7 protein-coding genes are annotated in these 12643 nt (G+C 60.5%); 4 read left to right on the forward strand and 3 right to left on the reverse strand.

Features of this window, described 5'->3' with window-relative positions; translation table 11 throughout:
• Window positions 1-7: 7 nt before the first annotated feature.
• Together sthA and L6D81_RS19785 are read right to left on the reverse strand one after the other, a co-directional pair.
• Window positions 8-1402 carry a Si-specific NAD(P)(+) transhydrogenase gene (sthA, locus tag L6D81_RS19780; protein ID WP_007953019.1) on the reverse strand — a complete coding sequence of 465 codons (1395 nt, stop codon included), beginning with the start codon at window positions 1400-1402 and terminating at the stop codon, window positions 8-10.
• Window positions 1403-1599: 197 nt separating this feature from the next.
• Complete coding sequence (locus L6D81_RS19785; RefSeq protein WP_236181570.1) at window positions 1600-2649, reverse strand: FAD:protein FMN transferase; 1050 nt, start codon at window positions 2647-2649, stop codon at window positions 1600-1602.
• Window positions 2650-2702: 53 nt separating this feature from the next.
• On the opposite strand from L6D81_RS19785, the gene tcuC reads away from it, so the two are divergent.
• A complete protein-coding gene (tcuC, locus tag L6D81_RS19790) occupies window positions 2703-3995 on the forward strand; it encodes an MFS transporter (RefSeq protein ID WP_236181571.1) in 1293 nt (430 codons plus the stop codon).
• Window positions 3996-4060: 65 nt separating this feature from the next.
• Here tcuC and L6D81_RS19795 read toward each other — a convergent pair whose 3' ends face one another.
• The gene (locus tag L6D81_RS19795) at window positions 4061-5524 is read right to left on the reverse strand and encodes a glyceraldehyde-3-phosphate dehydrogenase (RefSeq protein WP_236181572.1); all 1464 of its coding nucleotides are present in this window, start codon (window positions 5522-5524) and stop codon (window positions 4061-4063) included.
• A 354-nt stretch (window positions 5525-5878) separates the two neighbouring features.
• On the opposite strand from L6D81_RS19795, the gene mfd reads away from it, so the two are divergent.
• Genes mfd through L6D81_RS19810 form a run of 3 tightly spaced genes read left to right on the forward strand, consistent with a single transcriptional unit; the run spans window position 5879 to window position 12622 of the window.
• On the forward strand, window positions 5879-9328 hold the full coding sequence (mfd, locus tag L6D81_RS19800) for a transcription-repair coupling factor (protein WP_236181573.1): 3450 nt from the start codon (window positions 5879-5881) through the stop codon (window positions 9326-9328).
• 10 nt (window positions 9329-9338) lie between these two features.
• A complete protein-coding gene (locus tag L6D81_RS19805) occupies window positions 9339-9920 on the forward strand; it encodes a CsiV family protein (RefSeq protein WP_236181574.1) in 582 nt (193 codons plus the stop codon).
• 11 nt (window positions 9921-9931) lie between these two features.
• Entirely contained in the window at window positions 9932-12622 is a 2691-nt protein-coding gene (locus L6D81_RS19810; RefSeq protein ID WP_236181575.1) for a DEAD/DEAH box helicase, read from the forward strand.
• Window positions 12623-12643 lie beyond the last annotated feature (21 nt).

Here is a 12643-nt window from a genome sequence, read left to right on the forward strand (position 1 = left end):
GAGCCCGTCAAAAAAGCCGGTTGAGGCCGTCGTACGCCGCTACCCGATAGGCTTCGGCCATGGTCGGGTAGTTGAACGTCGTGTTGACGAAGTACTTCAGGGTGTTGAGTTCGCCCGGCTGGTTCATGATCGCCTGACCGATGTGCACGATCTCCGACGCCTGATAACCGAAGCAGTGAACACCCAGCACTTCCAGGGTTTCACGGTGGAACAGGATCTTCAGCATGCCTTGCGGCTCGCCGGCGATCTGCGCCCGCGCCATGCTCTTGAAGAACGCCTTGCCCACTTCGTACGGCACTTTGGCCTGGGTCAGTTCCTGCTCGTTCTTGCCGATCGAGCTGATCTCCGGAATGGTGTAGATGCCGGTCGGCACGTCATTCACGAAACGCCAGCTGCCATTGTCGACGATGCTGCCGGCGGCCGAACGGCCCTGGTCGTGGGCGGCACTGGCCAGGCTCGGCCAGCCGATCACGTCACCGGCGCCATAGATGTTCTGCACGCAGGTGCGATAGTTCTCGTCGACTTCGATCTGGCCACGGCTGTTGACCTTGACCCCGATGTTTTCCAGACCCAACTGATCGGTGTTACCGGTACGGCCGTTGCACCAGAGCAAGGCGTCGGCCTTGATCTTCTTGCCGGACTTCAGGTGCAGGATCACGCCGTTGTCCACGCCTTCGACGCGGTCATACTCTTCGTTGTGACGCACCGTGATGTTGTTGTTGCTGAAGTGGTAGCTCAACGCCTGGGAGATTTCCGAGTCGAGGAAGCTCAGCAACTGACCGCGGTTGTCCACCAGCTCGACCAGCACGCCCAGACCGCTGAAGATCGAAGCGTATTCACAGCCGATCACGCCGGCGCCGTAAACGATCAGTTTGCGCGGGGTGTGGCCAAGGCTGAGGATGGTGTCGCTATCGTAGATACGCGGGTGGTGGAAATCGATGTCCGCCGGGCGATAAGGACGCGAACCGGTGGCGATGATGATGTGCTTGGCCACCAGTTTCTCGACCACGCCGTTGGCACAGACCACTTCGATGGTTTGCTCGTCGGCGAAGCTGCCGGTGCCGAAGAACACGTCGACGCGGTTACGGGCGTAGTAGCCGGTACGCGAAGCGACTTGTTTGGAGATGACTTTCTCGGCACTTTTCAACACGTCCGGGAAGGAGAACCAGCGCGGCTCGCCGATCGCACGGAACATCGGGTTGGTGTTGAACTGCATGATCTGCCGCACCGAGTGACGCAGGGCCTTGGACGGGATGGTGCCCAGGTGGGTGCAGTTGCCGCCGACCTGGCGACGGCTGTCGACCATCGCCACCTTGCGCCCTGCTTTGGCGGCGTTCATTGCCGCGCCTTCTCCCGCCGGGCCGGAACCCAGCACCACCACGTCGTAGTTGTAGACAGCCATGCGTACTCCTCAGAACAGGCCGCGGTGCCAGCAGCACCGGCGGCTAAATCACGCCGAACGACGGCGCGAAGGAACAATTGGGGGCCAGTAGAAAACCCGGACACAGTCTATAGAAGCGTCAACGCCGCGCACATTAACCCTTGGTCGCGTCGTAGGCTACTTTTGCCTGCACTACAACGCCAGCTTTCGTACTGTTCTCAGTCAACTTTTACGCCACTGAGCCGTTCGAAAGCGTGGCTGGTGCGTGTGACGAAACCTGTATCGGCACGAATCACAAAGAATGCACCAATGTCGTGTTTTTCGGCATAGTCCCAAGCCCTTTCGGGCCCGAGAATCAGCAACAGCGTCGATAGTCCATCGGCCATCAGCGCTGAAGGATGAATCACCGTGACCGACGCCAGATTGTGCAGGACCGGTGCACCGGTCCTGGCATCGAAGGTGTGGGAATAGCGCCGGCCATCCTGTTGAAAATAGTTGCGGTAGTCGCCCGAGGTGGAGAGACCGTAGCCATCGACTTTGATGATGCGCTCGGCCATCTGTTGATCGTCGCGCGGCTCTTCCAGAGCGATACGCCATGGCGAACCGTCGGGTTTCTTGCCGGACGCCTTGAGTTCGCCGGTGGCTTGCGCGAGATAGTCATGGATACCAAGGGCCTCGAGCCGCGCAGCAATGGTGTCGATCGCGTAACCGGCGGCGACGCTGTTGAAATCCACCTCGACCGCCGCATCCTTGCACAACCGGTCGCCGTCGATGCGCAGATGTTGATGGCCGACTCGCCGGCGCACCTCGACCAGCGCCGCGGCATCCGGGATTGTTTCTTCACGCCCCTGCGGGCCGAAGCCCCACAGATTCATCAGCGGTTCCACCGTGAGGTCGTAGGAACCTTCGCTTTGTTGCGACAGCTGCTCACCGACGCGGATCAATTCAAGGATCGGCGCGGACATGACCTGACAACGATCAGCCGGCAAGGCATTGAAGCGCGAGATGTCAGAGTCTGCGCGGTAAGTCGACATCTGCCGGTCGACGTCCGCGAGGACTTTTTCCACTTCGACACGCACCTCCTGCGGGGCAGGCAGATTGGCGTGGCGCACGTACTTGATCGAATAGGTGCTGCCCATCGTCGGGCCACCGAAAGTCTCGAGGGAATCGCCGTTGCCGCAGCCGGACAAAAACCCGATCAGCAACACGAGAACTCCCCACCGTCCAGTTAACAATTCTTCATCTCCCCGCAAAACCGCGCCGGCCATTATGGGCTACGAGCGCAACGCTTTCTTACAAGATTTAGAGCGAGTACCTACCCATGTCTTCCACGACCGGCAAAGGCAAAGCGATTTTTCGCGTTGTCAGCGGCAACTTTCTCGAGATGTTCGACTTCATGGTCTACGGCTTTTACGCCACGGCCATTGCCAAGACCTTCTTTCCCACCGACAGCGCCTTCGCGTCCCTGATGCTGTCCCTGGCCACGTTCGGCGCCGGCTTTCTGATGCGTCCGCTGGGGGCGATTTTTCTCGGTGCCTACATTGACCGTCATGGCCGGCGCCAGGGCCTGATCATCACGTTGGCCATGATGGCGGCCGGCACCGTGCTGATTGCCTGCGTGCCGGGCTACGCCACCCTTGGGGTGGCCGCGCCGCTGATCGTGCTGTTCGGTCGATTGCTGCAAGGCTTCTCGGCCGGCGTGGAACTGGGCGGTGTGTCGGTGTATCTGGCGGAAATCGCCACGCCCGGCCGCAAGGGCTTTTTCGTCAGCTGGCAGTCCGCCAGCCAGCAAGCGGCGGTGGTGTTCGCCGGCCTGCTCGGTGTCGGCCTCAACCACTGGCTGAGCCCGGAACAGATGGGCGAATGGGGCTGGCGCGTACCGTTCCTGATCGGCTGCATGATCGTCCCGGTGATTTTTGTCATCCGCCGCTCGCTGGAGGAAACCCCGGAGTTCCAGGCGCGCAAACATCGCCCTACCCTGCAGGAAATCGTCCGTTCGATCGGTCAGAACTTTGGCATCGTCATCGCCGGCATGGCGCTGGTGGTGATGACAACGGTGTCGTTCTACCTGATCACGGCCTACACGCCGACCTTTGGCAAGGCGGAGCTGCACCTGTCGGATTTCGACGCGTTGCTGGTGACTGTGTGCATCGGTCTGTCGAACTTCTTCTGGCTGCCGGTGATGGGCGCGGTGTCTGACAAGGTCGGTCGCAAACCCCTGCTGTTGGCGGCGACGATTCTGGCGATTCTGACCGCTTATCCGGCGCTGTCGTGGCTGGTGGCGAACCCGAGCTTCAGCCATCTGCTGATCGTCGAATTGTGGCTGTCGTTCCTGTACGGCTCGTACAACGGGGCAATGGTGGTGGCACTCACTGAGATCATGCCAATAGAAGTTCGTACGACTGGTTTCTCGCTGGCCTACAGCCTGGCCACGGCGACTTTCGGCGGATTTACGCCGGCGGCCTGCACTTATCTGATTCATGTGTTGGACAACAAGGCGGCGCCGGGGATCTGGCTCAGCGGCGCTGCGATACTGGGCTTGATCGCCACGCTGGTGCTGTTCCGGGGCAACCGGCACGAGTTGCGTACGGCACAAGCAGCCATCCCCCGCTAAGGCAAATCGCGCGCAAACAAAAACGCCCCGACCAGAGTCGGGGCGTTTTCATTTGCAGCTAAGGCTTAGCGCGGGAACGCTGGCGGGTTTACACCGGCCATGTCTTCCATTACGCGAACCACCTGGCAGCTGTAGCCGAACTCGTTGTCGTACCAGACGTACAGAACAACGCGGTTGTCCTGAACGATGGTCGCTTCAGCGTCGACCACACCGGCGTGACGCGAGCCTACGAAGTCGGTCGAAACCACTTCCTGCGAATTGACGAAGTCGATTTGCTTGTGCAGATCGGAGTGCAGCGCCATGTAGCGCAGGTACTCGTTCATCTCTTCACGGGTGGCGGCTTTCTCAAGGTTCAGGTTGAGAATAGCCATCGACACGTTCGGCGTCGGAACGCGGATCGCGTTACCGGTCAGCTTGCCGGCCAGTTCAGGCAGGGCCTTGGCAGCAGCGGTGGCAGCACCGGTCTCGGTGATGACCATGTTCAGCGCAGCACTACGGCCACGGCGATCGCCCTTGTGGAAGTTGTCGATCAGGTTCTGGTCGTTGGTGTACGAGTGAACGGTTTCGACGTGACCGTTGATGATGCCGAACTTGTCATTCACGGCTTTGAGCACCGGCACGATGGCGTTGGTGGTGCAGGAAGCGGCGGACACGATCTTGTCGTCAGCAGTGATTTCGTTGTGGTTGATACCGTGAACGATGTTCTTCAGCTTGCCCTTGCCAGGCGCGGTCAGAACAACGCGGTCGATACCCGGGCACGCCAGGTGCTGACCCAGACCATCGGCATCACGCCATACGCCAGTGTTGTCCACCAGCAGCGCATCTTTGATGCCGTACTGGGTGTAATCCACTTCGGTAGGGTTCTTCGCGTAGATAACCTGGATCAGGTTGCCGTTGGCGGTGATGGTGTTGTTTTCTTCGTCGATGGTGATGGTGCCGTTGAACGAACCGTGTACCGAATCGCGACGCAGCAGGCTGGCGCGCTTGGTCAGGTCGTTTTCGGCGCCCTTGCGCACCACGATGGCACGCAGACGCAGACCGTCGCCGCCACCGGTTTTTTCGATCAGGATGCGCGCCAGCAGACGGCCGATACGACCGAAGCCGTACAGAACAACGTCGGTGCCTTTGCGGGCCGAAGCGTTTTGCTGGCCAACCACGTCAGCCATTTCTTCGCGCACGAATTGCTCGGCGGTACGGCCGTTGCCTTCGTTGCGGAATTTGAACGCCAGCTTGCCCAGATCTACCGAAGCCGCGCCGAGCTTGAGCTCGCTCATGGCCTTGAGCAGTGGGAATGTTTCGTGGACGGAGAGTTCGCTGTCGTCGGCAGAACGGTGGCGAGCAAAGCGGTGAGCTTTAAGAATCGCGATGACAGACTGGTTGATCAGGCTGCGGCCATAGATCGAGCTCACCACGTTGTTGTTGCGGTAGAGCTGACCGATAAGCGGAATCATCGCTTCTGCGAGTGCTTCACGGTCGATCCATTCACCAAGACACTGGTCGGGCTTCTGAGTCACGGTAACCTTCCACATGTAGGGGCAGAAAAAAGGGGCTACATTATGCCGCCGAGAACCTCTTGTAGCAATGCGCGCCTGTCGCGCAATCGGTAACAAAAATCCGTCCAAAAAAATAACGCCCTTCGCCAGCCCAGTAAAACCGGGGCTTCCAGAGCAGTCAGTTTTTCGACGACTGTTAGACGATGTCTGTAACCCTCCGTAACACCATCGACTTTTGGCACTACATAACCGCAAAAAAAGCGCTGGTTTTTATGGTTACCACTACATTTCTCCAAAACAGCGCAGATAGACGCATCCTGCAACTGACAGGCGGCACCGGACGCCGCTACAATTACCGACTTTGTCGCAACGCCTGGAGCTCAACCTTCCGTGCCTGTTCTGCGTCTACCGCTTCTCCCTGCCGCGGCAGGTAAACAGCACTGGGGCAACCTCCCCGGTGCCGCCCTGAGCCTGGCGATTGCCGAGGCTGCCAGCGCTGCCAAGCGCTTCACGCTGCTTTTGACCGCCGACAGCCAGAGTGCCGAACGGCTGGAGCAGGAGCTGAGTTTCTTCGCCCCGGATTTACCGGTACTGCATTTCCCGGACTGGGAGACCCTGCCCTACGACCTGTTTTCGCCGCACCAGGACATCATTTCCCAGCGCATCGCCAGCCTTTATAGACTGCCAGAGCTGGAACATGGCGTGCTGGTGGTGCCGATCACCACCGCCCTGCATCGCCTGGCGCCGACCAAATTCCTGCTTGGCAGCAGCCTGGTGCTGGATGTCGGGCAGAAACTCGATGTCGAGCAAATGCGCTCGCGGCTCGAAGCCAGCGGCTATCGCTACGTCGACACCGTCTACGAGCACGGCGAGTTCACGGTGCGCGGCGCGCTGATTGACCTGTTCCCGATGGGCAGCAAACTGCCCTATCGCATCGACCTGTTCGACGACGAAATCGAAACCCTGCGCACCTTCGACCCGGAAAACCAGCGTTCCATCGAAAAGGTCGATTCGGTCAAGCTGCTGCCGGCCAAGGAGTTCCCACTGCAGAAAGAGGCGGTCACCCGCTTCAAGGCGCGCTTTCGCGAGCGCTTCGACGTCGATTTCCGCCGCTGCCCGATCTTTCAGGACCTGAGCAGCGGCATCACGCCGGCGGGTATCGAGTACTACTTGCCGCTGTTCTTCGAAGAAACCTCGACCCTGTTCGATTACCTGCCGCAAGACACGCAAGTGTTCTCGCTGCCGGGCATCGAGCAAGCGGCGGAAAACTTCTGGAACGATGTGCGCAACCGCTATGAAGAGCGCCGCGTCGATCCATCCCGCCCTTTATTGCCGCCCGCCGAGCTGTTCCTGCCGGTGGAAGACTGCTTCGCCCGCCTGAAGAACTGGCCGCGCGTAGTCGCCAGTCAACAGGACGTGGAAACCGGCGCCGGCCGTGAACGCTTTCCGGCGCAAGCACTGCCGAACCTGGCGATCGAAGCCAAGGCCACCCAGCCACTGGCTGCGCTCTCGGCATTCCTCGACGAGTTCCCCGGGCGCGTGCTGTTCACCGCCGAATCCGCAGGCCGTCGCGAAGTGCTGCTGGAATTGCTCGAGCGCCTGAAGCTGCGCCCGAAAACCGTCGACAGCTGGCCGGATTTTGTCGCGAGCAAGGATCGTCTGGCGATCACCATCGCCCCGCTCGACGAAGGCCTGATGCTGGAGGAGCCGGCACTGGCACTGGTCGCGGAAAGTCCGCTGTTCGGCCAACGCGTGATGCAGCGTCGCCGTCGCGAAAAACGCGCCGACGCCAATAACGATGCAGTGATCAAGAACCTCACCGAGCTGCGCGAAGGCGCGCCGGTGGTGCACATCGACCACGGTGTCGGTCGTTATCTCGGCCTGACGATTCTGGAAATCGACAATCAGGCTGCCGAATTCCTGACCCTTGAATACGCCGAGAACGCCAAGCTTTACGTGCCGGTGGCCAACCTGCATTTGATCGCCCGCTACACCGGCAGCGACGATGCGCTCGCCCCGCTGCACCGCCTCGGCTCCGAGACCTGGCAAAAAGCCAAGCGCAAGGCCGCCGAGCAAGTGCGCGACGTCGCTGCCGAACTGCTCGACATCTATGCCCGCCGCGCCGCCCGCGAAGGTTATGCGTTCGCCGATCCAAAGGCCGATTACGCGACCTTCAGCGCAGGTTTCCCGTTCGAGGAAACTCCGGACCAGCAGTCCACCATCGAAGCCGTGCGCGAGGACATGCTCGCGCCGAAACCGATGGATCGACTGGTCTGCGGCGACGTCGGTTTCGGCAAGACCGAAGTGGCCATGCGCGCCGCGTTCATCGCCGTACACGGTGGCAAGCAGGTGGCGATCCTGGTGCCGACCACCCTGCTCGCCCAGCAGCACTACAACAGCTTCCGCGACCGCTTCGCCGACTGGCCGGTGACCGTGGAAGTGATGAGCCGCTTCAAGTCGGCCAAGGAAGTGAACGCTGCGGTGGCCGAACTGGCCGAAGGCAATATCGACATCGTCATCGGCACTCACAAGCTGCTGCAGGACGACGTCAAGATCAAAAATCTCGGGCTGGTGATCATCGACGAAGAGCACCGTTTTGGTGTCCGTCAGAAGGAACAGCTCAAGGCCCTGCGCAGCGAAGTCGACATTCTTACGCTGACCGCCACGCCGATTCCGCGCACGCTCAACATGGCGGTGTCGGGCATGCGCGACCTCTCAATCATTGCCACACCGCCAGCGCGACGCCTGTCGGTGCGCACCTTCGTCATGGAGCAGAACAAGAGCACGGTCAAAGAAGCCCTGCTGCGTGAGTTGCTGCGTGGCGGTCAGGTCTATTACCTGCACAACGACGTGAAGACCATCGAGAAATGCGCCGCCGAACTGGCCGAACTGGTGCCGGAAGCGCGCATCGGCATCGGCCACGGGCAGATGCGCGAACGTGAACTCGAACAGGTGATGAGCGACTTCTACCACAAGCGCTTCAACGTGCTGATCGCCTCGACCATCATCGAGACCGGTATCGACGTGCCGAGCGCCAACACCATCATCATCGAGCGCGCCGACAAGTTCGGTCTGGCGCAGTTGCACCAGTTGCGCGGCCGCGTTGGCCGTAGCCACCACCAGGCTTACGCCTACCTGCTGACCCCGCCGCGCCAGCAAATCACCGGCGATGCGGAAAAACGTCTGGAGGCGATTGCCAACACGCAGGATCTGGGTGCGGGCTTCGTGCTGGCCACCAACGACCTGGAAATCCGGGGTGCGGGCGAGCTGCTGGGCGATGGCCAGAGCGGGCAGATCCAGGCCGTGGGTTTCACCCTGTACATGGAGATGCTCGAGCGTGCGGTGAAGTCGATCCGCAAGGGCGAACAGCCGAACCTCGACCAACCGCTTGGCGGCGGTCCGGAAGTCAACCTGCGGGTGCCGGCGCTGATTCCGGAAGACTATCTGCCGGATGTGCACGCGCGCCTGATTCTGTACAAGCGCATCGCTTCGGCCACCGACGAGGAAGGCCTGAAGGATCTGCAAGTGGAGATGATCGATCGCTTCGGCCTGCTGCCGGAGCCGACCAAGAATCTGGTGCGCATCACGGCGCTGAAGTTGCAGGCCGAACAGCTGGGCATCAAGAAAGTCGATGGCGGCCCGCAAGGTGGTCGTATCGAGTTTGCGGCGCAGACGCCGGTCGACCCGATGACCCTGATCAAACTGATCCAGAGCCAGCCAAAGCGCTACAAATTCGAAGGCGCCACGATGTTCAAGTTCCAGGTGCCGATGGAGCGCCCGGAAGAGCGCTTTAATACTGTGGAGGCGCTGTTCGAGCGCCTCATCCCGAAAACTGCTTGAAGGACGCCGCATGCGCCTGTTTCGCTCATTGACCTTGCTACTGACCTCGCTCTTGATAACGCTGGCAGCACCGACGGCGTTCGCCGATGACCTGTATCAGGTTGAAATGATTCTGGTGCGCCAGAACGCCGTGCCGGCGATTGTCAGCCGCGCCGCACCGGAAGACTGGGCCGCTGGCGCCCAACGTTTGGGCGATGACAGCAAACGCACCCCGGCGCTGAACGATGTTGCGACCAAACTCACCGCCAGTGGCGACTACAGCGTACTGATGCACAAGGCCTGGCAGCAGACACTGGGCGAGACGCCAGCCAAGGTCGCAGTCAGCGAAGGTCAGGAGCAGTTCGGCCAGTTCCCGATCGAAGGCACCATTGAAATGAAGCTCGGGCGCTTTACCGATGTGAGCGCCGACTTCTGGGTCAACCAGATCGACGCCAACGGCATGGTCACCGCCAGCGAACGCCTGAAACAGGACAGCCACACCAAAAACGGCCAACTCAACTACCTCGATAACGGCCACCTGGCCCTGCTGATCAAGATCACTTCACTGACGGCGCCTGCGCCTCGGGAAGCGCCTGAAGCCATTCCGGACTGATCGAAGTCCTTATGCCCCCGTCTCTGAGTAAACCGCTGGCCTCCTCCTGGGTCAGCCGATTCAAGGAACAAAGTCTGGAGCGTGGCCGCCGCTATGCTCTGGAGAACCGGGTGCGATTCGTGCAGGTCGGCGACGCAACCATTACCGCCAGTTGCGAAGGCTCCGGGGGTAACGTCTACCGTCAGACGATTCACCTGCGCGAGTCAGCCAAAGGCACGCTGCTGATGGTCGATGCCACCTGCACCTGCCCGGTTCACAGCAACTGCAAACACTGCGCGGCGGTGCTGCTGCAAGTGCAGGAGACCCTCGAATACCCCGCCGCTGCGAAAGACGTCGAACTGCTGGAAAAACTCCAGGCAGTACTGGAAAACCGCAGTCCGAAAGCGCCGCCGCAAGTGCTGGTGGACAACGTGCAACCGGTGCCGCGCCTGTGGCTGGCGAGCGTCGAGTTCAGCGCGTTCGAGCCGCGCAATGGCAAGATGCAGCGCTACATCCAGCATCGCGCGGCGCTGTCTTTCAGCTACCTCGACGAATACGTCAGCGGGCAGAAAAACAGCGACATCCTGATTCGCCAGGAAGCCCAGACCCTGCGGGTCAAACGCCACCCGGAGGTAGAACAGAGCTACCGCGAGCAGCTGAGAATTCTCGGTTTCCGCATTGCCACCCGGCAAAGCAAGGCCCTGCCGGAAAGCGCCGGCGAACTCTACGAGATGGTCAACGACAGCGCCTGGCTGACGTTCACCCTCAACGACCTGCCAAAGCTGCGCACTCAGGGTTGGGAGCTGCTGGTCGACGATGAGTTCGGCTTCGACCTGACCGCCGTCGACGACTGGTACGCCACCGTCGAGCAGACGCCGGAGCGCGACTGGTTCGACCTGGAGCTGGGGATCATCGTCAACGGTGAGCGCCTGAGCCTGCTGCCGATCCTGCTCAATCTGATGCGTTCGCACACGGAAATCCTCAATCCGGAACGTCTCGCCCGACGTCGCGACGATGAACTGATTCTGGTGAACATCCCGCAACGCAACAGCGAGCACGGGCCGTTACAAGTCGCCCTGCCCCTCGGCCGTCTGAAACCGGTGTTGGCGACCCTTGGCGAGTTTTATTTGCAGGAGCCGGGTGAAACCACGTTGCGCCTGAGCAAGGCCGACGCCACGCGCCTGAATTCCCTGGAAGGCATTCCCCTGCTCTGGGAAGGTGGCGAGCAGATTCGCAGCTTCGCCCAGCGCTTGCGGGACATCCGCGACTACAGCGCCGAAACACCGAAGGGGCTGAATGCGACACTGCGCCCCTATCAACTCGAAGGCTTGAGCTGGATGCAGTCGTTGCGGCAACTTGAGGTCGGCGGGATCCTCGCGGACGACATGGGCCTGGGTAAAACCCTACAGACTTTGGCGCACATTCTCAGCGAGAAGAACGCCGGACGCCTGGATCGACCTTGCATGGTGGTGATGCCCACCAGCCTGATTCCCAACTGGCTCGATGAAGCGGCGCACTTCACACCACAGCTCAAGGTGGTTGCCCTGTACGGCGCCAGCCGCAAAAAGCATTTCGAGCATCTGGCCGAATACGACCTGATCCTCACAACCTATGCGCTGCTGCCCAAGGATGTCGAGCGCCTGGCGCAACAGCCACTGCACGTGCTGGTGCTGGATGAGGCGCAGTACATCAAGAACCCGAACAGCAAAGCCGCACAGGCTGCCCGTGAACTCAATGCGCGTCAGCGTCTGTGCCTGAGCGGGACGCCGCTGGAAAACCACTTGGGCGAACTGTGGTCGTTGTTTCACTTTCTGCTGCCCGGCTGGCTCGGCGACGTCAAAAGCTTCAACGCCGATTACCGCGTACCGATCGAAAAACGCGCCAGCGAAGTCAGACTTCAGCACCTCAACGGTCGGATCAAACCGTTCCTGCTGCGTCGCACCAAGGAGCAGGTTGCCACCGAGCTGCCGCCGAAAACCGAGATCATCCACTGGGTCGAGCTCAACGAAGCACAGCGCGACGTGTACGAAACCATGCGTCTGGCGATGGATAAAAAGGTTCGCGACGAAATCACCCGTAAAGGCGTGGCGCGCAGTCAGATCATTATTCTTGAAGCATTGCTCAAGCTGCGTCAGGTCTGCTGCGATTTGCGCCTGGTCAACGACGCCGCCCTGCCCGCTCGCGGCAGCACATCGGGCAAGCTCGACAGCCTGATGGAAATGCTTGAGGAGCTGTTTGAGGAAGGTCGGCGGATTCTGTTGTTCTCGCAATTCACTTCGATGCTGTCACTGATCGAGGATGAACTGAAAAAGCGCAATATCGCGTATGCGCTGCTGACGGGTCAGACCCGTGATCGGCGCACACCGGTGAAGGAATTCCAGAGCGGCAAGCGTCAGATCTTTCTCATCAGCCTGAAGGCTGGCGGTGTGGGTTTGAACCTGACAGAAGCGGACACAGTGATTCACTACGATCCGTGGTGGAACCCGGCGACCGAGAATCAGGCAACCGACCGTGCGTATCGCATTGGTCAGGAGAAACCGGTGTTCGTCTACAAGATGATTGCCCGGGGCACGGTCGAGGAGAAGATTCAGCACTTGCAGCGGGAAAAATCCGACCTGGCGGCCGGCGTGCTGGATGGGCGCAAGGCCGGAGACTGGAAGTTGCAGAGTGATGATATCGAGGCGTTGTTTGCGCCGTTGCCGGACAAGTTTGAAAAGCGCTGAGATTCTCAGCGCCTGTTCATT

This window comes from Pseudomonas sputi, assembly GCF_021603585.1.
Classification (GTDB): Bacteria; Pseudomonadota; Gammaproteobacteria; order Pseudomonadales; family Pseudomonadaceae; genus Aquipseudomonas; species Aquipseudomonas sputi.